The following is a 25,211-nucleotide window of genomic DNA, read 5'->3' as shown; positions in this document are numbered from 1 at the left end:
TTCAAATGTGGTGTAGGTAACAGGTTGTAGAAGTAAAGTTTAAAGTTGTAGTTCGCTTCTATGAGGGTTTTGAAAATAAAGTGACCGTCTGATAAACGGATTTGGTAGCGCGAGGGTGGAATACGTAACGTTGTGGCATTACACCGCAAGGAGCATCACAAGTGACAACGGCAAGCGTGAGCCGTTTGAACCCAACCAGTCCTATCAATATTTCTTCGTTACCAGTCGGTTTTAACTTAAAATATGATGAAGATGAAAACACAGGCAAAGAAAAGACAAGATTTTAAACCACAGCCACTCAAAGGCATATATGCTAATTCCGAAGAACTTGGTCGGGATATGAACAGGTTCCTTTTAAAGACTCTTTTGGAATCAGCTTACATTCGTCAAAAACAGGAGCACTAACAAAACAGCCCGGAATTGCTTCCGGGCTGCCTGTATTTTGAAGTTACTTTTAGCTGCTTTTTTCGCTGGTCAGCTTCTTAATCAAATCCACCTCAGCCTGCTTGTACGGCGTGCCGTCTTTGCGGAAAATGTCGTGGAACCATAGGTCGGGTTCCTTGGTGTAGGTCTTTTTCCAGCTGTCCCAAGGATAAATGGTTTGGGATTTGCCATCCACCAGGCCCCAGTTGATCGCGCCTACGTTGTATTTTTTTGCAACGGGCAATGAACCTTCGAAGAAGCTGCCGTTCCCGCGAGACATGTATTCCGTGCAGATCATCGGGCGGTCGTATTGCTGCAACCATTTGATGCGTTTTTCAAACTCCTGCGCATTTTCATAGTTGTGGAATGTGATCACATCCGACTGCTCGATCTGCGCTTTTTCTATCGGCTTCAAAGTCTCCGGCGTAGACCAGTCACCGGCCCACACACCTGCCGACAAAGGCTGTGAAGGATTTACCGAGCGGGCCCATTCGAAGGATTTAACCATCAACGGAAGCACATAATCCACTTTATTGGGCAGTTCCACTTTGCCGTAAGAGCTGTTGTTGGTGTTATCCGGCTCATTCCAGATGTCCCACATCAGCACGCGGTCGTCGTTCGCGAATGCGGCGATGGTTCCTTTTACATACCTTTCTAGTCGCGGGTATTGCGTGCTGTCCTTCAATGCATCGAAGCCTGGGCTTTGTACCCATCCCGAATTATGCACGCCGGGTTTCGGATCGCGCTGCTTGCCCAGTTTTGGGAACGGGTCCCAGCAGGAATCGAACAGCACGAGCATTGGCTTGATATTGTGCTTTTTGCTGATGTCCAGGAAGGTATCCAGGCGTTTGATGAAACCTGCCGAATCCTGCTCAAACAGCAGGTCGTGCAGATAAACGCGCATGGTGTTCATGCCGATGTTTTCGGCCCAGCCGAGCTCTTTGTCAATGGTAGTGGTGTCGAACGACTCCGCCTGGAACATTTCGAGCTGGTTGATGGCCGTGCTCGGCAGGAAGTCGGCGCCTACGAGCCAGCCTTGTTTGGCATACCATTCCTTGGCTTGCTCCTTGGTCCATATTTCGCGGCCGGCTTGTTCCTGTGCAGCGGCTTCTTCTTTTTGATCGTCGGCTTTCTTGGCGCAGTTCTGCAACATGAGGCAGGCCGCAACAGCCCAGATCGTCGTTTTTAACAATTTCATCAGGTGTTAGAATTGGTTAAGTTATTTAAAAAGGGGCGCAGGCCGGTTTTCTAAGCTTGGTTCTGCATTGGAAATTTCCGGCCAGCCATTTTTCCAGGTCAGTTTGTCGAGCATCAGCACCCGGCGGTTGGCGCCGGTGGATACCCGCGGTTCCGATTTCGGGATGGCGTGGTATAGCAGCCAGTCGGTGCCGGCATCGTCGGTCATCCAGCGCGCATTGTGCCCCGGACCGGCGTACACATCATTGCCTTGGAGCAACAGTGTGCCCGTGCCGCGTTCCTTCAAATCCATGCCTTCCTGATCCAGAAACGGCCCGAAAATAGATTTGGAACGGCCCACCCGCACATGGTATTTACTCTTTTCAAATTCGCAGCAGCTCCCCTTCGAGCCCAGGAAGTAATAGTAATCGCCTTTTTTCTGTATCATTACAGCTTCGAAATCGCCTGCCGCTATTTTGAATTTTTTGGACAAATCGGGCACGGTTTTGCCATCAGCCGAAAGCTCCACGCCGTAAGTCCCCTGTGTAGGTTTATCGCTGAAACTTCCCCAGAAAACATATTTTTTACCATCCGCTTCGAGGTAAAACGGGTCGATCGAATTCGGCACTTCCACGTCCGCGCTGTTGAACAGCTTTCCCTGATCCACAAACGGCCCCGCGGGCGATTCGGCAATGGCCAGGCCAACGCCGGGGTTCACGTCACCCCAGGTGGAGTAAGCGTAATACATGTGGTATTTACCATTCACTTTCACGACATCAGGCGCCCAAATACCCCCTTTTTCCTTCCATGCCGGCTTGGTTGTAAATGCTTCCTTCACATAATCCCAATGCACGAGGTCTTTCGAACGGACGATCGGAATGAGCCGCGAGCCGTTACCGTCACCCCAATCGTCCTGCGTTCCGTAGGCGTAAAAGTAGCCGTCGTCGGCCTTCACCACCGTCGGGTCGGCGAGAATGGGTTCGAAAACGGGGTTTTTGTATTCTCTATCGCCCGGACCGAGGCCGGTGAGCATGGCGGATAATAGTAGTGATAAGAGCGGCTTAATCATTCTTGTTTCGGTTTAATATCGTTATTCGAGCCAAATGATCTGGGTAAATGCGCCATTGGCGGCTACGTCCCAGAGTTCTACCCGCAGCCATTTCCGGCCTTTCAGGTTTTGGGTAAATTTAAAACTCTTCTGACCGAAAGCTTGTGTGTCGCTCAAATTAATGATGTCGTGAAAAACTTCCTTCCCATCGCCGGAGATCACTTCTGCGCGATTGAGCGGGAAAGTCCATTTGGCATCGAGGGTGATTTCCACATTGCCTTTCGCGTCGGGCTTTGTGGTTTCTCCTGCGGCTGCGTTGTTCACTTTAAAGGTCGGTATCAGCACTTCACCGGTTGTTACGAAGAACTTTCCCTTCCGCATCGCGTCCAGCACCGGTTGCCAGCCGTCTTCAAATTTCGGAAGCTGGTCGAGTTGCAGGTAGTTGACGTTTAAATGGCCGTAAAGTTCATAGTTTGGCTCAATACGGAACAGGTCCGCTTCGGCGAGGACGTTCTTTTTGTAGCCCCAGTTAGCCATATCGTCCATCAGGTCGAGCACGCGTTTGCCGAGTTTAGGCTGTGATAAGTCGGCCGGCATGGCTTTCCAGGCCGCGCCCAGGAAATGGTCCGATTTAAAGAAGGCTTCATCCTTATGCTTGTCGGGAAAGCCGGTGGAGCCTTTGGTACGCGCGTGTGCCGTCCAGGCGAGGCCGTTTTCCATTTCGAGCAGCTTTTGCATTTCCTCCTTGTTGCCTATGCGGTATACTTTGCCGTATTCAGGATGGTTTTCGACGAATGGCTGGTCCTTTTCCCGCGACATAAGCCAGTAAACCGGTTTTGGAAAAATATTCATCCAATGCCCTCCAAAGAAGTTGTTAGGTTCTTCGCCCGGCAGCAGCAAAAAGTTACCGCCCGAAAGTCGTTCGCATTCTGCAAACATCATTTTCAGCTCCGGCCACCGTTTAGCCTCCGGTCCACGCGGGCTACCCGGACCGTGGAACTCGGCCAAATGCACAATGTTCACGCCCGTGTTGCGGAATGCTTTCACAAAACCCGGCATGTCCGGTAGCGGCTTGCGCGTGAGCACATCATCCACATGCTCCTGATGGAAGTGGCTGGACATGGTGTAATAACCCGGAATCGGCTCATACTTATCAGAATGTGTGAATGCCTTCACATTTTCCAGCACTTTACCATCCCTTCCCCGGCTCAGCAGGCAGAAGAAATTGTACCGCTGCTGCGTACCCGGAGGCGCATTGAACCACGGCACCCAACGACGGTCGCCGAGCAGATCATGGCGAATGCCGATACCAAAGCCCGGCAGCAGGTTGCGATAATTCTCTCCATACCAAATGTGTTCGAGGTTGTAGCAATTATCCAGCGGATAAAAATACTGGTGCGGTGCGGGGAACACCGCGAGGTTGCCCTCCTTGCCCTGACCGATGATCGTACGGTATTTCACGGCCATCATCTCAACGGTATCCATTTGGGTCACTGCCGCATTCCGCATGAAATCCTCCGTATCGGCCCAGAAGAGCTTCTGCCACGGCGTATCTCGGGAAGTGAGGCCCATATCGTAAATCACGGCCAGCGAATCGACATTGGTGGTCATCACCGCAGCCACGTTCATCAGCGGGCTGCCGTTGTATAATGTAAATTGAATAGCACCCGAGAATGGTCCGGCCTTGGCGCCATTGACCGTAATTTCGGTACGGGAGCCGTTACTGGCCACTTTTACGTCCGTTTTATCGAGCTTCACGGCGTAGCTCTGGTATTTCTGGTAGGCGGTTTTGTCAAAGAAAATATTCCAGCCGTTCTGCGACACGAGGTCCCGCTTGCCTACGGTGAGGATAATGGCCGGATCGAGGTTTTGAGCGATGGTGTACTGTTTTTCCTTAGTCCCAATGCCCAGGCTGCCGATCAGCGGGTTGGACTTGTTCAAATCAATGGAAACTTTTGCCGTTTCCGCATTGCCGGCAGGCCATTCGATGTCCAGCATGGCGCCGCTGACAGTCGCCTGGACGCCGCTTTTCTTGTCAAAACCTTTCAGATCAACCGGCACCTGCGCTTGCAGGTTTAGCCCTACCATTGACAAGAAAACAAACAGGATTTTACGCATTGACGGTAGAATGTGTTGGAACAAACAATTTCTTGTAAAAAGCGAGCCCTTCTGTGGCCAGCTCATCGGCGCTGTTGGCCAACGGCCGCCAGATGCAAGCAGCGCGCGCGAGTTCTTTGGAGGGTTGTCCGAAGGTTTCGATCACCACCGCACCGTCGTAACCGATGTCGGTGAGCGCTTCCTGGATGCCTTGCCATTCTAGGTGGCCGGTGCCGGGCGTGCCGCGATCGCTTTCGTTGCCTTGTACATGACAAAGCAGATCTTTCCCGATTTTCCTGACTGTGGCCGGAATATCTTTTTCCTCGATATTGGAATGGAAAGTATCGAGCACGATTTTCAAATGCGGGCTACCCACCTCATCCAGGATCGACAATGCCTGGTCCACCGTGTTCACCATGTCGGTTTCAAAGCGGTTCAAAGGCTCCAAACCGAGTGTTACCCCGCAATCCCCGGCGACTTGACTTACTTCTTTTAGAATATCCACACACCACGCACGCTCCTGCTTCTTTTGCTCTTCCGAAACGATGCGCGTTTTGCCGACGGCCGAATATACCGGGCCGCCAAAAACAGGGCTATCCATTTGCTCGGCAATGCGGATGCAATCGATAATGTACTGTTTTCCAATCTCCCGGAATGCGGGATCGGTGCTGGAAATGTCGCGCTCCGGCCCGAATGCACCGCTGATGGTGATTTTCAGGTCGAGGTCACGGGCGGTGTCTTTGATGAGCTTCCAGTCGATAATGCGGGTGTCTTCCACGGCTATTTCAATGATGTCGTAGCCCATGTTTTTGACCTTGGTAAGCAGGTCTATATTGTCCGTCGAAAACGGGGATACCCAGATGAATGTGCTGGCTCCGAATAACATAAGGGTTCAGGTTTAGCAAAAAGCCAGGTTTTGAGGCCTGGCTTTTTTATGAATGATCACTATTCTTCAAAACTCGGGACGTCGACGCGGATACCGCCTTTCATGGCCGACTCGTGTGCGCAAATGCCCGCGCAGGTGTAGTTGGCAGCCAATGCCGCATCCACAGCAGAATCCCGGCCTTCGACAATCGCCGCCACAAACTCCTGTACCAAATGCGGGTGCGATCCGCCGTGACCGGCACCTTGGAGGAACGACACGTGGTTCGGATCGTCGATCTTCTCGCGCTTCGTGAAGTGCTTGATCGGCTCGATGAGCAGCTCGTCAGTATCCGGTACATTGATGCGCGATGCATTTTCGCCGCCATCGAAGATCACGTGTTCCTCGTCCTGCAACTGCTCCCATTCAAACGACATTTTGGTGCCGTACACATCGTAGCTCTCGCGGTACTGGCGCACGACGTCGAACAGCGAGCGGGTTGCTTCGGCTACCACGTCGCTACCGCGCAATGTGAATGTGGCTGTTTCCACGGCGAAAGGCGATCCGTAGCGGCTGGCGAGGTCGTCGCTCAACCGGCCTGAGCCGTGGCAAACCACCGTTTCGGCAATGGTATTATTGATTTTCAAAAGCGGGGAGATGGCGTGCGTGCCGTTCAGCATCGGCGGGTAACCTTTCCAGTATTCGCCCCAGCCTTCCATGCTCATATCCTGGATGTGCGAGCCGCGCACGAACTGAATGCGGCCCAGCTGACCGGTTTGCGCGAGGTTCAGGCCGTAGAGAAATTCGCGGGTGTACAATGCGGTTTCCATCATCATATACACCTTACCCGAGCGGCGTTTGGCTTCCACAATGGCCTTGCAATCCTCGACGGTCATCGCCATCGGAATGGTGCAGGCGGTATGTTTGTTGGCATTAAGAGACGCGAGCGTCATGCGGGCGTGGTCGGGTACGGGCGTTACCACGTGTATCGCGTCCACGTCATCGCGTTTGGGCACGTCTTCGAAATGCTCGAAAACGAGGTTAGGGTCGAGATTGAACTTGGCAGTAAGCTCGTCGCGGGTTTGTTTGCTGCGGGTACAAATCCCCACCGCCTTGATATTCGGATGGCTCTGATAGATGGGGATAAACTCCTTCCCGAAACCCATACCCACGATAACTACTGTGATTTGCTTGTCGCTCATTGTTACTTTGTTTAGCCCCCGGATTGAAACGCGGGGTTAAGAAATGGATTGATTTGCTTTGTTTTTTTCGAGCCTCCGGCTCTGGCGTTTGCCGTCTGGAAGCGGAGAGCCAGCGGCTCGATCATTTTTGGCCCGGGGTTTTCAACCCCGAGGAAAAAGGGCTTAGTTGGATGCCCATTTGACTGCATTGCGCAGCAGGGTCTGATAAGGTTCGATGGTATGCGATTTGGCATCATGCCCCAATGCGATGCCGACGATCCTTCCCTTCGGATATTTCACAATAAAAATGCTGGGAAACACCTTGTCCGAAGTCTCCGCCTTGGCCGTCGCCAGCACCTCGATCGGCGTTCCCGACGCGTCCGGTTTGAAATAATACAACTCATCATCCAGCTTGAAGCTTGCCGGAACACCCTTTGTCACCGGGTGCTTTTGATTGGTAATGGTTACCTCAAACGGCCCGTATTTATCATGCCCTTTCGAGCCGCCGCCTACGAGCTTCTGGTTGTATTCCGGCCAGTCAGCCCAGTTGTACCAAAGCGCAGGGTGGGCCAGCACCAGCCCCTTTCCAGCATCCACGAATGCGAAAATGGCTTCTCGCGTCGCTTTGTCGGCAATGGGCTGGTTGTTGGAAAGGTACAGCACGTCGATGTCTTTCAGCTTGCCCAGGATTGTGGACGGGTCGCTGGTGTACTCCACCGTGGCAAGGCCGTCTTTTTGCAGCGTTTGCACATCTTCCTGCTTGTACCACCGGTCAAAATCGTGCGAGGCGCCGCCGCCTACCAGCAGCACGCGGATTGCCTTTTTCTTTCCGGGGTTTTCCGCCATTGCGTTGTTGGTAATCATGGCTAACAGACACAACAGTGCGGCAAGGATCTTTGGGGTTGAATGCTTCATTTTTAAAGTTTGTGAGTTTAAAATCTATGCGTTAATGTTCAGGGCTAAACTCATTTTGTTACCCGCAGGATACCATTCATACCGCGCCAATGGCCGGGGAATGTGCACACGTAGGGGTAATCGCCCGGCTCGGCGGGGACGGTGAATTCCAGCGTCACGGTTTCACCGGTACTCACGAGTCTGGTGGCGAACAACACTTCCGGTATCTTGGGAACGTACTGCATTTCAGCCGCTTTCGGATTAGTCAAAAGTTCGTCGGCCGCCTTACCTACTTTCTGCAATGTGCCGGGTTTGATGATCAAAAGGTTGTGCTGCATGCCATCCGGGTTTTCGAGGTTGATCACCACTTTCTGGCCGGCCTTCGCGGTAATCAGCTTTTTGTCATACTGCATAATTTCCTTTTCTACTTTCAGCTCAATCACCGTGGCATTGGAAGCGCCCGATTTCGGAGCAGATTTGGCAGAAGAAACCGCATTGCCACCACCTTCATTCGGACGGTTCAGTTCGAGGGATGCTTTTTGAAAATTACCTGCAAATCCAAACCGCCCTTCATACTCGCCAATCCTGTCCTCGCCTTCCATATCCTCGCCGGAGCGTACCGAGTTGCTGAGCGGCGCATTGAAAAGCATGTGCGCCTTGCCGGTCGCGGCTTCTTTTCCATCGATATCTATGCGGATGTTACCGCCTTCCGTCAGGCTTGCTACCACATCGAATTTATCCGGCAAAATGCCCGATGTAACGGCCTTGCTCAGCATTCCGTGCTGCCTGACGGCCATGACGAGCTTGCCATCCTGAATGTACAATGCATATCCGCCATCTTTCCCGCCCTGGCCCGCAATGAAGCCCTGCAATGCGCGGTCGCGGCCCTTGGTGATGGAAGCGCGGATGGTAATTTCTTTACCGGAAACATCCGGCGAGAATTGCAGCGTGCTTCTTCTGCCCAGCGGATAAATTTCCCTGCTCAATGCTTCGGTAACCTGCGCAGTCAATGCGGAGGGCTGCGATTGCTTGCCGGCTGCGGCGAGGAAGCCTTTTTCGTGCTGGATAGCCGCTGCGAGAATGGCGCGGGACAGCCACGGATCTTTGGCATTCTGCTCGTCCAGCGAGGCCTGGTAAATGGCTGCCCCTACTTTTTCCGAGGCTGGCAAGTCGGCAATGGCTACGAACACGCTCAGGCGGGTGTTCAGATTCGCATCTTTTATGCCTTTTTCCAGTATTTCAAAACTTTGCGCCTGCTTCGGTAACACACTCGCTGCGGCTTTGCGCACGCCGGCTGCCGGGTGGGTCAGTGCTTTGCTCACGACCTGCAATGCCTCTGCATTCGAACCATCCAATGCGCCCAGGCCGTGCATCGTCCATAGTGCGTGTACAGCGGGGCTATTCAAGCCAATTTCATCCACTTTTGGATTGTTGATGATTTTGTACAAATCCGGCAACACAGACAGCTTTTTCGACTCCACAAGCAGGCGCTGCGCGGTCATCCGCCAAAACATATTATCGTTTTCCAATGCGGCTACCAGTCCGGGCAGATCGTCTTTGGAGAGCTTTAATGCAGGCGCTTTTTTAGCATTTTTATACACAATGCGGTAAACACGGCCGTGGTTGAGATCGCGCATTGGGCTGCTGAATGCATTGCCCGGCCCGTGCGGCTGCTCTTCAAACGGCAGGATGAATTTCGAAGGCGACTGCGCCGGAACAAACACATTGTGCTGGATGATGAAGTTATACCAATCCGCCACCCATACCGCACCATCCGGCCCAACCTCGGCTTGCACCGGACCGAACCATTCATCCGAACTGGCCATGAAGTTCCAGCCGTCCTTTTCTTTAAAACCCGCGCCGTCCGGTTCGAGGATCGCTTTGTGTACCAAACGAATGGTCGGTTCGGTGACGAACGCGACGCGGTTCCAGTATTCTTTCGGGTAGTTTCGGGCGGTGTAAAAATGGTGGCCTGCCGCCGAAGTAAACCCTCCTACCACGTCAACCTGACGTAAATTCGGCGTCAAGGCGTGCGCATCATAATGCCCGTCGATCTTTTGAATAGGTTGTACCGACGGCTGCTCTTCGCCGAGCGTGCGCTGCATTAACCTGCCAGGCATGGAGAAGAATGCGCTGTGGGTGTTGTTGGCCGTCGAAAGGAAAATGTTGTTATCTTCTGTGAACCCCAGCCCCCAGGTGTTGTTGCTGCTGCTGCCGAGGTATTCAAACTCTTTACCATCCGGTTTGAAATTATAAAGCCCCTGCGAGAAGCTCATTTTCTTACCATTAATAGTCCCGTTGAATGCCGAAAAGCCCAGCACGCCCCATATTTTGTTGTCAAAACCATATTGCAAATTCGACGGCCCGGCGTGGGTATCGTTTTTGCCCCAGCCGGTCATGAGCACCTCGCGGGTGTCGGCCACGTCGTCGCCATTGGTGTCTTTCAGGAATACGAAATCCGGCGCCATGGACACGATCACGCCACCATTGGAAAATACCATGCTGGTCGGGATGTTCAGCTTGTCGGCGAATACAGTGAACTTATCGGCCTTGCCGTCGCCATTGGTATCCTCGCAAATCTTAATCCGGTCGTTGGCCGCGCCGTCGGTTTCCGTGAATGTGTTTGGGTAATCGACGGACTCGACCACCCAAAGCCGCCCGCGCTCATCCCACGACATGGCAATGGGATTGGTAATGTCTGGTTCCGAAGCAAAAAGTTGTATTTCAAAATCCGGCGGGATCTGCGTCAGCTTGTTGGATTCGGCCGGTGATAGCGATTCCTGCATTTTAGGCACCACGTGCCGTTTGGTGTAATGCGAAATCGTATCGGAATTGTAAATATCCACGTCGGGCAGGTTCAATGCCGCGATTTGCGCTTGTACCTTGTCTCCTACTGCCCATAACACGCCGTTCCTCACGAGGTCGAGGAAGCCTTTGTTCGTCCATGTGCTGTCCTCATGGCCGTAGGCGGTGTAGAAAACGCGGCCTTTGCCCTCGTTGCGCACCCAGGTGTAGGGCTCATGCACGTCGCCTTCCACGCGTTCGCCCAGGACGGTCTTGTCGGGGTTCAGGTTTTTGTGGACGTAAGTTTCATCCCAGGTCTGAAAGTCGGTAATGCCTTTCATGACCTGGTGATCCGGTTTTAGAATAGTATTTTTAAATGAGCCTGTTTTGTGGGAGGCAAACTGTCCGCCGATGGTTTTGATATACCAGGAAGAATTGCGGAAACAACCGGAGGCCGAATGGATCGGGATAAGTCCTTTGCCGCCTTCCACGAATGCCTTCATAGCGCTCTCCTGCGACGGCGACAATGAATCGTGGTTGGCATAAATGATCAGCCCGTCATACTTCGCCAGGTTTTCAGGATTAATATCGTTCAGCTGGGTGGTGTACGACATGTTAATGCCGCTTTTGAACAGCTTGATCGACAGCCACGGCGCGTACTTGCCCGAATCGTGGTGCTTGCTGTTATGTCCCAGGAACAATACTTCGGCCCTGCGGCCTTTGGAAGCGCCGGCTTTTTCAGACGACGCCCGGGAGGCCCCCCCAGTTTTACTCTTTGCACATGCCAGCGCGATGAGCCCGACAAGCAGGAGTGCAATGTAATTCCTCATTCAAATTGGTTTTAAAAGAAAAGTTTCGGTTTCAGGCGGGCATTTTACCCTTACAAATTCACTTTCTGGACCGGCGTAAATACCATATCCTCCACATCTTTGATCTTCACGCCCACCCTGGCGAACACGAAGCTCTGCGCAGGCGAAAGTGTGGGTACATTTGCCGTGAGGTTAATCGCATTCAGATCTTTGATGTCGGCACCAGGCACGTCGGTCACAGCTACGTTGGTAGCGCGTGCTACAAAATCGGTTCTGTTTACATACAAGGAGACCCTTTCGATGTCTTTACCCTCGGTGCCGGTCAGGATTTTTTCGAGTTTGATAGAGGCATTTACCTTGCTCTCACCGCCCGAGAATTGCGGCGTGCGGATCATGTAGTACGGCATTACCTCCACATCCAGCGTTTGGTTGCCGGAAAGGTTTACAAACAGCGTGTCTTTTGCAGCGGCATCCTTGACGATCGTTTTGAACGGTCCGCGGTTTCTGGGAAAAACCAGCTTGTAATTGCCATCGAACAAAAGTGCCGAATACGATCCATCCTGCGCGATGGGCGCGTCGATGGCAGCAAGTTTACCAAAACCCGGCTGCCACAATTGCAGCCTCACCTGCCCTTCCTCCACGCCGATCGGCTCGCCATTGTACACGATCTGGCCCGAAAGCGTCGATTTCGGTTCGGTGTAGTTATCCTTTTCGCAAGCCGACAGGAGCGCGACCATCGCCACAAGCGGCATTATATGAAATCTGATCTTCATGATATCGTATCGTTTGAATGTGATGGCCTATTGGTTCGGGTTTCTGACGAGCTTGGGATTATTGCTGATAATGGCGTCGTCGATGTACGAATAGTAGTTTCCAAGCTGGAAGCGGTCGGAGCCGGTGACGCGGCTGAGTTTAACCGGTTTGAAAATCCACTTGCCATTGTTGGCCGAGCCCGGATCGTAGATTTTGTATGACCATAATCCCCAGGGCTGCGTGTTGCGCTTGGTGGCTTTGCCCAAATCCTTGGAAACCTCGGCGGCGGTGATCGCATTGCCGTCCATGATCTGGTGCGCAATGCGCCATCTTTTCATATCATACAAAACATGCCCTTCGAATGCGAGCTCCACGCGGCGCTCGTGCACGATGCGATCAAAGTTGATGTCCGAACCTTTCAGCGGCTTTACCAACCCGGCACGTTCGCGGACCTGATTCATATAACCCGCCGCTTCTGCCGCCTGGCCGAGCTCAAATGCCGCTTCCGCTGCATTCAGAAGCACTTCCGCGTAACGGTAGCGAACGAGCCACACTTCGCTGTTCACCCCGCGCTGGCCGGAGCCGAGCACCGGATCGAGGTATTTGCGGAGGTAAAAGCCGGTTTGTGCAGTGAATTCGAAGCCGTCGATCGGGCCGTCGAAACCTACTACCTGCTCGGGTACGGTTTTCCCGGGAAGCGTTTTTTGTGCACCGCGGTCGTCGCCGCTGATTACCGTGCCGTTGGCGAGCTGATAACCTGCCCAAATGTCCACCTTACGACTTTTGAAAGTCGTACCTGGCAAGATTACCGTTCCGGCGAGGCGGGCGTCGCGGCCTGCGAAAATGTCGGTCTGGTCGGTGTAGTAAATCGGCGTGCCGTTCGCATTCGTTGTGGGGATCGGCGCGAAGGTGTTATCCAGTTTTTCAAATGCTTCCACGAATTGCAGCGACGGGTTAATGCGGCCGCCTTCCTCTTCCTCGGCACCATAGCGCGGCTGGTTCCAGCCGGTGAAGTAATGCACCTTCCCGCTTTGCAGTTTGAAATCCTCTACGAAAATGACTTCCGAGTTGTTGGCTTTGTCATAGAAAATGCTCGCGAAGTTTTCAGACAAGTCCGGCTTTTTGGTATACAATGCATACACACCTGCCTTGCCGGTAATGATCTCCTTCGCAGCCGCCAATGCTTTGGTATAATAGCCATTGGCCATATTGGCAGGGATACCCACTTCGCCGCCCGGCAATGAAACCGCGGGCGTGTTTACGCCATACTTCGCGATCGAGCCGGCGTACAACGCCGCCCGCACTTCCATTGCCAGCGCAGCGGCTTTGGTCGCACGCGATTTTTCGCCGGGTGTCGCAGGCAGCTTGTCTTTGATTTCCTCTGCTTCTTTGATTACAAAATCATAGATCTCCGATTCTTTCGCACGCGGATGTTGCAGGTAGCTCGGATCGCCGCTGTAATCGTACACCATCGGTTCGAGGATCAGCGGCACGCCGCCCATTCTTTTCACCAATTCAAAGTAGTAGGATGCCCGCAGGAAACGTGCTTCGGCCAGGTAGCGCTCGCGGACGGCCGGGCTGAGCTTGTCAGCGGCAGTACATTTCTGGATAAACAGGTTCATTTCGCGGATGTAGGCATAGTCCCAATGCGACCACGATTTCAGGTCCCACCCGCTGTTTTGGAATACATTATACCGCCCTGCTTCCGACCAGAATGCCTCATTGAAATCACCCACCGTCGTCCAGCCCGGCACGTCGTTGTTGTCGATCCGGATTGTTTTGAATGTGGCAATGTCGACATAACGGTTGTAAAGGTCGCCCAGCACGGATAACACCTGGCCTTCGTCGGTCCAGATCTGGTCTTCCGAAAGCTGGCCGGTTGGCGGACGGTTCAGGAAATCGTCGTCGTTACAGCTCCAACCCAATGTCAATACGGCAATTGATAGTATTTGAAATATCTTTTTCATGTTGGAATCCAATCGGTTTAAATAGATAGGTTGATGCCTATGTTCACAAACTTGTTCTGCGGGAATTGCAGCCCGTTGTCGTTCTCGATTTCAGGGTCGATGCCGTAGTCTTTCACGTTGTCGATCGAGAACAGGTTATAGCCGTTGATGTAGAACCGCGCGCGCTGCAAGCGGATTTTCTCCAAAATGGATTTGGGCAGCGAGTAGCTCAGCTCGATGGTCCGTGCGCGGATGTATTTCACGTTGTGCACCCAGAAAGTCGAGTTTTTGTAATTGATATGGCCGCCGTCGTTGTAGCGCAATGCGGGATACTTACCCGGAATCCACTCGCTGTTCACGTCAAACGGATCGGCGCGGCGCCATCTGTCGAGGAAAATGCTGTTCAAAGCACCTTCGTTCTGGTATGGCCATCGCTGCTCGTAGTTCTGGTTCCAGGAATACATGGCGCCGCCCGAGAAATCTGCATTGAAACCGATGCCTTTCCAGCTTACGGAGAAGTTCAACCCGAAGTTCACATTCGGCTGGCCGGTTGCATTGTAGCCGATCGGCCGCTCGTCGAGGCCGTTGATGACGTTGTCACCATTGATGTCTTTGTAAATCAAATCACCGGGCAGCAATGTGCGGTTGCCCTGGCCGTCGATATTAACCGGATATTCCGCGATCTGTTGCGCCGACTGGAACTGGCCGATGGCCTCGTAACCCCAGAAAATGTTGGTGTAGCGGTCTTCTTTCGAGTTGCGGTAACGGTCCCAGGAGTTATTGAAAATCGGTTTGTACGATTCATTAAACCTTGTGCGTGTGAACGATACATTACCACCTACGGAATAGTTAATGTTACCGGCTTTGCCATTGTAGGTCAATGCACCTTCCCAACCGCGTTGCGAGTCGCTGTTTACGTTTTCGTCGGGCAGCGAGTAACCCAGTTCGCTGGGCACGAGGATGTCGTATTTCCGGCCGAGCAAGCCAGTGCGGAGGCGATAGAAATAATCTACACTACCGGTGATTTTAGTGCCAAGGAAAGAGAAGTCGGCACCAATGTCGAGGATTTTACTTTTGAACCAGGAAATGGTGTTGATAATCTGGCCTTTATCACGCGATGTCACGACCGGATTGCCGCTCAGGATCACATTGCCTTTGTTGTAATCGTATCCTGGCAAATAGGCGTAAGGGCTGAGCGGACGGTTAGGATCGTTATCGAACAGAATGTTATCGTCTCCCAGGATACCATACGACCCTCTGAATTTCAGGTCATCCAAAATACTGCGCTCGCCCACCACTCTTTTAAAGAAATCTTCCTCCGAAATCCTCCATCCTGCCGACGCCGACGGGAACCAGCCTACCCGACGATCCGGAGCAAACTTCCAGGAGGCATCGCGGCGGGCCGAAAGTTCGAGGTAATACTTGCCCCCATAGTCGTAATTCACTCTACCGATATACCCTATACGCGCAAGCTCGGTATCGGTATCATTATACGTGTCCATGGTTGGGAAGTAGATCAATGGCAGCACGTTGGTTTTGGGAACGGCATGCACCCACTGCTCTTGTACGTGCTCATCCTGCCACTCGGAAACGAATGTCGCGCCGACGGTGTGTTTGCCGAACGTATTGTTGTAAGCCAACTGTCCCTGATACACATTGCGCATTACTTTTTTGGTACCGCGCTCGCGCCACGGGTTGGTGGAGCCGCCGGTTACGGTGTAAGTATCGTCGTTCGGATTGTAGGTGTAGGCCTTGTAGGTGTACTCGTGGCCATTCATCACACGGTCGGCGATGTAGTAGGAATACATCCCTCTGGCGCTCAATCCTTTCACGCCCGGAATCTGGTATTCTGCCGAGAAATTGGTTTGCAAAACACGCCAGTACTCGGTCCAGTAACCGCCCAGTTTCTTGTTATTATAAGCCCAGTTGGTTTCGTTGTGCTTGATATCGTTCAGATACTCAGGGTTATCGTTGGCGTACGGGCGCTCGAACGGGCGGTTACGCAGGATCGCGAAGCGGGGCAGCCAGTAGTCGTCCGAGCCGGGGATACCGGGCTGGTCGCGCTTCTCGATACGGCCGTTGATCTGCACGCCCAGTTTCAGGCGATCGGTGATCTTGGCGTCAACATTGCTCTGGATGTTAGTCCGGTCGAATGTAAATTCCCGGCCTAGCACGGAGTTCTGGCTCAGGCGTGTAGCGGAAATGTAATAGTTGATTTTATCCGAACCACCTGTCATATTCAGGTTTACGGAGCTCAGCGGGGCATTTTTCTTGATGATAAAATCTTTCCAGTTGAATGTCTGGTAACCACGCTCGGTACCGGCGCGGTACTTGTCAAGCTCCGCTTGTGTGATCGATGTCCTGCCAAACTGGTTCATTTCCGCCTCGGCTTTCCCGAGCATCCATTGGTACGAATCGTTCACCACATTCGGGAACCGCGACCAGTTTTGCCAGCCGGTGTAGGCATCGAGACTCACGGTATTTTTCCCGCCCATTTTGCCGCGTTTTGTGGTCACTACCACCACGCCATTAGCCGCACGAACTCCGTAAATGGCCGCAGAAGCGTCTTTTAGTACTGAAATGCTTTCGATATCGTTGGGAGAAATGTTGTTGAACTGGCCGGCGTCCTGCTGGATTCCGTCGATCACAAACAGGGGATTACCCATGTTGCGGATCTGGATGTTGGCACTCGCGCCGGGGCGGCCGTCGGGCATCCGGAATGTTACACCGGGAATTTTTCCGGCCAGGCCCGAGCTCACCGTCGCGCCGCCATGCACGCGCTCGATATCCTTGCTCGTGACCGTGGCGATGGAGCCCGTCAGCGATTCTTTCTTTTGCGTACCATAACCTACCACAACCACCTCTTCCAGTGCCTTATTATCCACTTTCAGCGTAATATCCAATGCACTCTGGCTGGAAGGCACGGCAATTTCCTGCGACATGAACCCCACGAACGAGAAAATCAGAACGTGGTCACCATTCGGGACGGTGATCGAGTAGTTGCCCTTTTCGTCGGTCAATGTACCGGTTTGAGTCCCTTTCAGCACCACACTCACACCCGGCAACCCAGCACCGGCTTCGTCCTTCACCATACCTGCTATGGCCTTATCCACCATCGCGGCCGCGCTGATCTCCACCACAGGCACTTCGTCGGAAACCGGTTCGGCAGCCTGTCCGGGATGGTCGGGCTTGATCACGATCAGGTCGTCCTTGATGCGGTAATGCAATTCGAGCGGTTTGAGCAAAGCATCCAGCACGGCCGATAATGAGCCGTTTTTAACCCGAATGGAAGCCCGGCGGTCGGATTGGATCAATTTTGAGCTGAATATAAACCTGGCATTCGTCTGCTTTTCCAGCTGCGCGAAGATCGTCTTGATCTCCTCGTTCCGGATGTCAACGGTAACCTTCTGGCTCAATGCGGATTGAGCCCTCCCGTCGTTCGCCCACGTGATGCCCGCGAACAGGCCAGCCAGGATACATTGCATTAATGTGATTCGCATGAGCTTGATGAGAAAGTCTTCAGGTCGTCGAACTTTTTTCATATTTTTGAATGAATTTGTTGTTTAAGGAGATTATTCAACGAAATCTTCCCCGGTTCATCCATCGTCCAAATGGATGTGCAGTAATGTCCGTTACTGTTGGGGAACCCGGATCAGTCATGCTGGAACATGGCTGGTCTTTTTTATTTTTTGGGCAATAGGGTAACGTTACGTCATAGGCGGCGTTCAGGGTAAAATGTTGATATGTGGTGTCAAAAACTACTTACATCCTTTTCCCAGGATCGTTATCCGGTTATCGGCTAATTCGTACTGCGCGTCGAGCGCATTGCAGATCACTTCGAGCTTTTCCTTAAACGGCTGCCCTATCAAAGTCGCGTTCAGCGGGCAACCGCCCAGCTTTTCCCGGTCGTACACGATCCGGACGTTGTAAGCGCTTTCCAATATCCTGAACACCTCCGAAACCGGGGTTTCATCGAATACAAACTGTTGTTTCGAAACATCTTTGTCCGAAGATGCCGCCACAGCAGCCGGGAGCGGAATAATCTTGCCACTTTCTTTCGAGAATGCGATCCGCTGGTCGTGGTTAAGCGTCACGCCTTCCAGCTCTGGTTTATCCAAAGCGGCCTCTTTCTGCGAGTTATCGAGGTTATTGATGGAAAACACCGAAACTGTGCCCGTCCGCACCTCTACCTTGATATCCTTATTTTCCGAAGACGCATCGATTGTGAAACTAGTGCCGAGAACCTTCGTCGCCAGACCGTAGCTGTACACGAGGAAAGGTTTCTGTTTGTTTTTGACTATTTCAAAAAACGCTCTTCCGGTCAGCGTAACTTCACGCCGCTTCCTGTTCGCTCCTTCCGAGTAGCTCAGGCGGCCGCCGGGCTGCAATACCACCGAGCTTCCGTCCTGCAACAACACGGTCATCGGCTTGTCGGTATCATTGTATTTCTGAATGATATCCGCTGAATTGATCTCCTCGCGAACCGCGGCTTCCTGCAACGGACCGTCCGCCTTCTTGTAATAGAACCAATAGCTCACCGAGCCAATGCTCAGGATCAACGCCGCCGATGCCGCCACGCGTGCCCAGCGCCATCCATGCCCGCGAGTCGTTTTGAAAACGGGCTCCTGTTCCGCCGTTTGGGGCGTTTCGTTGTGCATGTGGCTTTCGACGATACTCCACATTCTGTCGCTTTGCTTCTGGGTCGGCTGGTGCCTGCCCGTGTCCTTTGCCAGCAGAATGACGTACTCCCTGGCGGACTCCACGGTTTTGCGTTTCCCGGGATGTTTGTCCAGGAACGCCCGCCATTTGCGGTCGCTGAGCTCGTCGGGATGCATTACCCAGGCGATAAACTCTTCATTTCTGATCAGTTCGGTCAGAGAATAAGGATCATGCTTCATGTTTCGCGGGATGCAGTTGTCGTCGTTCAGTTATACAGAGCGACGAAACGCGGATTTGACCTCTCCAAAATGAAATTATTTGAAGAAATATTTTAAAATAATAGTAACAGCCAGAAAATCAGGGAAGAAATGAGCAGAATTTCCCGGCTCTGGCGAAGGGAAGTGAGTGCTTTGTAGATAAAATTCCGGACGGATTTTTCATTGACGTTCATGATCCCGGATATTTCCTCGATGCTGAAATCGTCGAAATACCGGAGCGTGAGCGCTTCGACCTGGCGCTCCGGCAGCTGCGCGAGCAATTCCTGAATGCGCTGCGCACGAATAGACGACGACTCGACTTCAATCAGGATCGCTTCGGAATGGGTATGGTTGGCTGGGGTGTCCTCATCATCGAGCTCGCTGATTTCCTCCATAGACGGAAACTTGTCGAGCGCCACGTGAATGCGCCGGCGTAAGGCGCGGTAGAGGTAAAATTTAACCGAGGTAACGTTTTCCGTGAGGTTATGCCGCAGGCGCCAGATATCTATAAAAACATCCTGCACGGCATCCTCCACGAGCGACGAATTGGTCGAAAGCTTGCTGCCGTAATTGTAGAGTGTGCGGTGGTATTTTTCAAAAATAGCAGTAAAGGCTTGCTCATCGCCCACGCGAATCCTTTGCCATAGATCACAATCTTTGGTTTCCCCCGTTGAGGTAGCGTTTTGAATCACCGCTCGTGTCTGTTTTCGTAAGAAAGTATAAAGCTAAAAATTTATACTTAAAATACCATTGAAGCGTAGGAGTATCGTGGTTTGAATTTGGGTGGTAATGAAAAAAGCTGCCTTTGGGGCAGCTTTGGATGTTGTGTATTTCATTAACCTATTTTTGCTTGATCTTTTGCACAAATTCGACCGAAACATCCGCCAGCCGCGCGATTTCCTCCGAAGTAAAATTGGTTTCACGGATCAGGTTCTGGACAACGGTGGTCTTTGCCGCTTCTGCACCTTTCTCCTCTACGATGTATAATATGGTTTCTTCCCACGTCATAGGAATTGGCTCTGGATTGAATAATCTTTGAACTTCTTTAAGATACTCCCTATCAAGGTCATCGTCTTCCAATGATACATAAAATTTCAAAAATTCCATCAATCTTCCAACTTTCCGTTTCGAAAAATTGCGCTTTAACAGCCTCTTAGCCAGGTCAATTTTCAAACGGTAAAGTTCGTCGGATGAAAAGCGGCTTCCCTTTATCGCCAGCTTCGTCGCCAGAATGACCTGCGCGAATGGATTGTCGCTGGCCGCGAGCTCTTCTTCCGATTGTTCCAGCACTTTATAACTATTGAACCGAAAACACACGCTTGTGCCCAGACAAGCCTGCTCGAACTGGCCGGGCAGGAAATGCCTGCAATCATCCGTCAGGATGGCAATGGCGGTGATGGGCTTGCGGTATTTGTCGCAAATGCGGTAATAGTAGGTAAACATCCGGTCGGGAAAAGTTTCATCTCGGTAGCCCTGGACTTCGATGTGGACCAGCAGCCACGCTTCGGCACCCGAGCGGCAATACACTTTCACCAGCTTATCCACATAGCGGGTCGCTATTGCGTTGCCTTCCGGCGGGAATAGCTGTTCCAGCTCCTGGTCCAGGTATTCGAAGCCGCGGTCCATGTCAAAAAGTGCTTCCGCATTGGGGAAGAAAAATTTCAGGAAGTCGTCAAAGATTTCTTCCAATATCGATTTCCATAGCATGTCGTTGCGCTTCATTCCAAAAAGAAAAGGGTGACTGAACATTGATACGTTCAGCCACCCTTTTGGTAACGCTATGCTACAAGCCACTTTTTCAGAGCTTCCCGAGCTCGTGGATCAGCTTTTCGGTTTCTTCCACGGATGTCGCGGGGAAGTTGGCGATGCGGAGCTGGGTGGCCTTGCCGGCCCCATAGCCGCTTCCGATAGCCATTCCTTTTTCCTTAATCGTTTTGATAATGTCGGCCGAGGGTATTTCGCTGTCGACCACGATCACTGTTTGCGAGCGGAATGCCTTCTCCTTCACAAACGGCGAGAAGCCAGGCGTTTTCTCGATGAATTTGTACAGCAGGTTTGCCTTGTGCTCGGTTTCCTTGCGGATATTCTGCACGCCGATGCGGTTGAAATCTTCCGCGATCTTGCCCAGCAGGTAAATGCCCATCACATTCGGTGTTGCCGGTGTTTCGTTGTTCTGCGCGTTTTTCCAAAGCGTGAGCAAATCGTTGTGCGCGCCAATGGAGTAGGTGTTGCGAATGCTCTTTGCTTTTTCGAGGCAGCGCTCGCTTACGATCCACACGCCCAGACCGGCCGGTAAGCCGAATGCCTTTTGCACGGAGAAGAACGCCGTGTCGATAATGCTGTAATCCAGCTCGGGATAAGGCGCGGACGATACCATATCCACGGCGATGAATTTCGAAGGATTTTTCTGTTTCAACTTATGAATCTCGGCTACCGGCATTTGTACGCCTGAGCTGGTTTCATTGTGCGTGGTGGCGATGAGCTCCGCATATTCCGGAACCTCCACATCCACGGCCAGAAAGCCCTCGCCCATTGGTTTTTCAAACTTATGGGCATATTTGTTCAACGCGTTGGAATAGTCGTAGAACTTCTTGGAAAACGATCCATTAATAAGGTGAAAACTTTCCAATTCCACCGTGCTAAACAGAATGCGCTCCCACGCTTCCGACGCCGAGCCCAAAAACAGGATCGCGTGCGTGTCGGGCACGTTCAGGAGCGTGCGAAGCTGGTCTACGGTGAATTTATGCAGATCGCGGTACTGCTGGCTGCGGTGCGAGATCGAGCCGAGCTGGTTTTCGACGAAGGTCTTCAAATGCTGCTCGAACGTCGGGTACAGCGCCGCCGGTCCCGGGGTGAAAAATGTGAATCCCATGGGTGATTGGTGAAATAGGTGAATGAGGTGAATGGACAGTGGTGAAAAGCAAATGGTCAGCCTTGAACCAGCTGACCATCCGAATCACTTTTTAGTATAACATCCGGAAACGGATCGTTCCTTCAACCTCTTTCACTTCCTGGATAAATTCTTCTGTATAATCTTTGGCAATATCCACGATCACGTAGCCGATATGCTCGTTGGTTTTGAGGTACTGGCCGGTGATATTGATATTGTTTTTCGCAAAAATCTGGTTCAGCTTCGCCAGCACACCCGGTACGTTCGCGTGGATGTGCAGCAGGCGGTGTGAATCTTTCAGCTTAGGCAGCTGCACTTCGGGGAAGTTCACGCTGCCGTAAGAGCTGCCGTTATTCATGAATTCCAGCAATTTGGAAGGCACGAAATGTCCGATATTCTCCTGCGCCTCCTCGGTGCTTCCGCCAATATGCGGGGTGAGGATGACGTTCGGCAGGCCTAGCAGCTCGCTTTCGAACATTTCATCGTTTGTTTTCGGCTCTTTCGGGAACACGTCTACACCAGCGCCGGCTACTTTGCCGCTTTTCACGGCATCAGCCAATGCTTTGATGTCCACCACGTGCCCGCGTGAGAGGTTCAGGAAGATCACGCCGTCTTTCATGAGGTCAAACTCGCGCTTGCCGATCATGTTGGTGTTTTCCTTGCGGCCATCCACGTGAAGGCTCAGCACATCGGACATTGCCAGGAGCTCTTCCAATGTGTTCACTTTCTTGGCATTACCGATCGAAAGCTTTTCAACTGCATCATAAAAATACACATCCATCCCCAGCGCCTCGGCCACAACCGAAAGCTGCGTACCGATGCTTCCGTAACCGACCATCCCGAGTTTCTTGCCGCGGATCTCGAAGCTGCCGTTCGCAGACTTATCCCAAATACCCTTGTGCATGGAATTGCTCTTGCCAACGATATTGCGGATCAGCAAAATCATCTCGCCCACAGCCAGTTCTACCACCGACCGCGTGTTGCTATAAGGCGCGTTGAACACCGCAATGCCTTTTTTTGCAGCCTCGTCGAGGTCGATCTGGTTGGTTCCGATACAGAACGCGCCGATCGCCATCAGGCGGTTCGCATGTTCGAGCACGCGCTTCGTAATGGTGGTTTTGGAACGGATACCAATGATGGAAACGTCCTTGATGCGCTCGCAAAGCTCATCCTCATCGAGGGCGCCTTTTACGAACTCGACATTAAATCCTTCGTCCTCGAATGCCTTGCGGGCAACCGGGTGAACGTTTTCGAGCAGCAACACCTTGATCCGGCTTTTCGGATAAGACTGGCTTCTGCTGAATTTGTTATCAAAAAGAAAATCGTCGAACGAAGTAGCAATATGGTCCGCTACGGCCGTTACTTTCGGCCGCTCCACGTTTTCAGTAAATGCATAGAAACGATTGGCCAGGCCGGATGCCTTCAATTCATAATCCGTATAGCCATCACCGATCGCGTAAACGTCGCCGGACAAATTCAGTGCAGAAAGGATTTTGATCTTTCCGCCGTCCATCGACAATACGTTTTCCTCGTCAATCCCGATAATATTCCCTTCTTCATCGAAGATGAAGTCGTTCGCATACACGTGGTCGGCCAGGATGCCCAGCTCCGTAGCCACAGGAACGATAAACTCTTTGAATCCGCTGGAAACGATAAAAATCTGCTCCGCATTCTCCGTCAAAAACTGCGTATTGCGCTTGAACGAATCCGAAACCTTTGTGCGCAGGAAGGTAACCAGTTCTTCGATGTGCGAACGGTTGCCTTTCAGTAAGGCGATTCGCTGGCGCAGACCATCCGCAAACGACATTTCGCCATTCATACCCTTGTTGGTCAGGTCAGAAATCTTCTGAACAATCTGATCACGCTCCGGATGGCCTTTGAGGGCGATCGCGGCCAATTCGTCGAGCCCCTCCACTTTCGTGAACGTGCTGTCGAAATCAATGATAATGTACGGTGGTGGATTGAGAGTTAATGTGGACATGAAACGGGAAATAACTGAAAAATGATCGAGTTAACGTAATTTTTATCTCTAAGGGTCCGACCTGTTTGAAACAGGCCACAAAATTACCAAAATCTATTGGTATATGACGCTAACAAAATAATGTTTGGAACAGTTTTCTTCACAGGCCGGAAAGGAACCCCAGCGCATATTTTTCCGACCAGTAAAATTCATCCGTCAGCCGCGCCGGGCGGAAACCGCAATGCCCGCCATCCCTGGTAGCCAGCAATGTGACGTTGGGATGCGCGCGGAGCACATCAATGGGTAAGCTACCGAATGGCACGATCGGGTCGTTTTCCGCATTCACGATCATCGTCGGTACGGTTATCGGCTCGACGAAAAACTGGGAGCTGCATTCGGCATAATAGTGATCGGCGCCCTCGAAACCGTGCAGCGGCGCGGTGTAGATGTGATCGAAGTCATACAGGGTCTTCACCAATGCATGGTCCTTCAAATCGATCCTCTGAGGGTATAATGCCGCTTTTTCCATCACTTTGGGTTTCAGTGATTTCAAAAAGCGGTGCATGTAAATCTGGTTCCGGGGCTCGATGATCGCCAGGCTGCATGCTTTCAAATCCATGGGCACGCTGAAAACGATCGCGCCTTTGATGCGGTTGTCGATAGCAGCTCCCTGTTCGCCGAGATACTTCAAAGTCAGGTTTCCGCCCAGGCTAAAACCCACGAGCCGCACATCAGCATACCCCTTTTCGAAGGCATAGTTAATGACTGCATTCAGATCTTCGGTAGCACCGCTGTGGTAAAACCGGGCCGTCTGGTTCATCTCTCCGCCGCAGCTGCGGAAGTTCCAGGCGAGGCAATCGAAGCCGTTTTGGGTCAAAAGTTTAACCATCCCCGTTATGTACTGCCGGGTGCTGTTGCCTTCGAGGCCGTGCGAGAGAATAATGAGCGGTTTTGGCACTTCGTTTCCGGCATATGACCAGTCCAGATTCAGGAAGTCATCATCGGGAGTTACAATTTTTTCACGAAAATATTTTATACCATTAATCTGCCGGAAGAGCGCAGGGTAAATACTCTGGAAATGTCCGTTTGGAAGCCAAAAAGGCGATATTTGATGCGAATAATGGACTAGCGGCATGGCAAAAAAATCATTCTGATATTATGGAATAATTCTGAGTAAACAAAACTTTAATGTTGCAAATCTGCATTTTATATCTACATTTGGCTTATTACAAATAATAAGATCAATTCTAATGGCAGAAGGTACAGTAAAGTTTTTCAATGAATCAAAGGGATACGGATTCATTCAACCATCAAATGGTGAGAAAGACATTTTCGTTCACGTTTCAGGTCTTCAGGACGATATCCGTGAAAATGACAAAGTCTCTTACGAAGTAGAAAATGGAAGAAAAGGCCTAAACGCAGTTAACGTACGCGTTATCTAAGGTTAGTTCATAATAAGGACATTTCGAAAG

Annotated in this window: 17 protein-coding genes; 1 reads left to right on the top strand and 16 read right to left on the bottom strand. The window is 51.9% G+C overall.

Annotated elements, in window-relative coordinates; translation table 11 throughout:
* Positions 1–454: 454 nt before the first annotated feature.
* From DFER_RS23425 to DFER_RS23350, 16 genes are all read right to left on the bottom strand, one after another.
* Positions 455–1,621 carry a cellulase family glycosylhydrolase gene (locus DFER_RS23425; RefSeq protein ID WP_015814146.1) on the bottom strand — a complete coding sequence of 389 codons (1,167 nt, stop codon included), beginning with the start codon at positions 1,619–1,621 and terminating at the stop codon, positions 455–457.
* 21 nt (positions 1,622–1,642) lie between these two features.
* A complete protein-coding gene (locus DFER_RS23420) occupies positions 1,643–2,668 on the bottom strand; it encodes a family 43 glycosylhydrolase (RefSeq protein ID WP_015814145.1) in 1,026 nt (341 codons plus the stop codon).
* 21 nt (positions 2,669–2,689) lie between these two features.
* Positions 2,690–4,765: a CehA/McbA family metallohydrolase domain-containing protein gene (locus DFER_RS23415; RefSeq protein ID WP_015814144.1), complete on the bottom strand. Its 2,076-nt coding sequence runs from the start codon at positions 4,763–4,765 to the stop codon at positions 2,690–2,692.
* Positions 4,758–5,630 carry a sugar phosphate isomerase/epimerase family protein gene (locus DFER_RS23410; protein ID WP_015814143.1) on the bottom strand — a complete coding sequence of 291 codons (873 nt, stop codon included), beginning with the start codon at positions 5,628–5,630 and terminating at the stop codon, positions 4,758–4,760. The genes DFER_RS23415 and DFER_RS23410 overlap by 8 nt, the downstream gene beginning before the upstream one ends.
* 59 nt (positions 5,631–5,689) lie before the next feature.
* Positions 5,690–6,808, bottom strand: coding sequence for a Gfo/Idh/MocA family protein (locus DFER_RS23405; RefSeq protein ID WP_015814142.1), 1,119 nt, complete (start codon positions 6,806–6,808; stop codon positions 5,690–5,692).
* 162 nt (positions 6,809–6,970) lie between these two features.
* Positions 6,971–7,651, bottom strand: a complete 681-nt coding sequence (locus tag DFER_RS23400) for a ThuA domain-containing protein (protein ID WP_229206095.1) — start codon at positions 7,649–7,651, stop codon at positions 6,971–6,973.
* 101 nt (positions 7,652–7,752) lie between these two features.
* Positions 7,753–11,295, bottom strand: a complete 3,543-nt coding sequence (locus DFER_RS23395) for a PVC-type heme-binding CxxCH protein (RefSeq protein ID WP_015814140.1) — start codon at positions 11,293–11,295, stop codon at positions 7,753–7,755.
* 50 nt (positions 11,296–11,345) lie between these two features.
* Positions 11,346–12,047 (bottom strand): DUF3823 domain-containing protein, encoded by a 702-nt coding sequence (locus tag DFER_RS23390; protein WP_041735465.1) that lies wholly within the window; start codon positions 12,045–12,047, stop codon positions 11,346–11,348.
* 27 nt (positions 12,048–12,074) lie between these two features.
* On the bottom strand, positions 12,075–13,994 hold the full coding sequence (locus DFER_RS23385) for a RagB/SusD family nutrient uptake outer membrane protein (protein ID WP_015814138.1): 1,920 nt from the start codon (positions 13,992–13,994) through the stop codon (positions 12,075–12,077).
* 17 nt (positions 13,995–14,011) lie between these two features.
* Positions 14,012–17,515: a TonB-dependent receptor gene (locus DFER_RS23380; RefSeq protein WP_229206094.1), complete on the bottom strand. Its 3,504-nt coding sequence runs from the start codon at positions 17,513–17,515 to the stop codon at positions 14,012–14,014.
* 216 nt (positions 17,516–17,731) lie between these two features.
* Positions 17,732–18,871, bottom strand: coding sequence for a FecR family protein (locus DFER_RS23375; RefSeq protein WP_015814136.1), 1,140 nt, complete (start codon positions 18,869–18,871; stop codon positions 17,732–17,734).
* A gap of 92 nt (positions 18,872–18,963) precedes the next feature.
* Positions 18,964–19,581: an RNA polymerase sigma factor gene (locus DFER_RS23370; protein ID WP_229206093.1), complete on the bottom strand. Its 618-nt coding sequence runs from the start codon at positions 19,579–19,581 to the stop codon at positions 18,964–18,966.
* Between the two features lie 148 nt (positions 19,582–19,729).
* Positions 19,730–20,611 carry an RpnC/YadD family protein gene (locus tag DFER_RS23365; protein WP_015814134.1) on the bottom strand — a complete coding sequence of 294 codons (882 nt, stop codon included), beginning with the start codon at positions 20,609–20,611 and terminating at the stop codon, positions 19,730–19,732.
* A gap of 76 nt (positions 20,612–20,687) precedes the next feature.
* Complete coding sequence (locus DFER_RS23360; protein WP_015814133.1) at positions 20,688–21,761, bottom strand: aminotransferase class V-fold PLP-dependent enzyme; 1,074 nt, start codon at positions 21,759–21,761, stop codon at positions 20,688–20,690.
* Positions 21,762–21,852: 91 nt separating this feature from the next.
* Entirely contained in the window at positions 21,853–23,760 is a 1,908-nt protein-coding gene (gene serA, locus DFER_RS23355; RefSeq protein WP_015814132.1) for a phosphoglycerate dehydrogenase, read from the bottom strand.
* A gap of 139 nt (positions 23,761–23,899) precedes the next feature.
* A complete protein-coding gene (locus DFER_RS23350; RefSeq protein WP_229206092.1) occupies positions 23,900–24,697 on the bottom strand; it encodes a YheT family hydrolase in 798 nt (265 codons plus the stop codon).
* A 292-nt stretch (positions 24,698–24,989) separates the two neighbouring features.
* Between DFER_RS23350 and DFER_RS23345 the strand changes: the two genes are divergently transcribed.
* Complete coding sequence (locus DFER_RS23345) at positions 24,990–25,181, top strand: cold-shock protein (protein WP_015814130.1); 192 nt, start codon at positions 24,990–24,992, stop codon at positions 25,179–25,181.
* Positions 25,182–25,211: the final 30 nt, after the last annotated feature.

The organism is Dyadobacter fermentans DSM 18053, from assembly GCF_000023125.1.
GTDB lineage: Bacteria > Bacteroidota > Bacteroidia > Cytophagales > Spirosomataceae > Dyadobacter > Dyadobacter fermentans.
The sequence above is the reverse complement of the archived record's forward strand: the minus strand, read 5'-3'. Positions and strand labels throughout refer to the sequence as shown.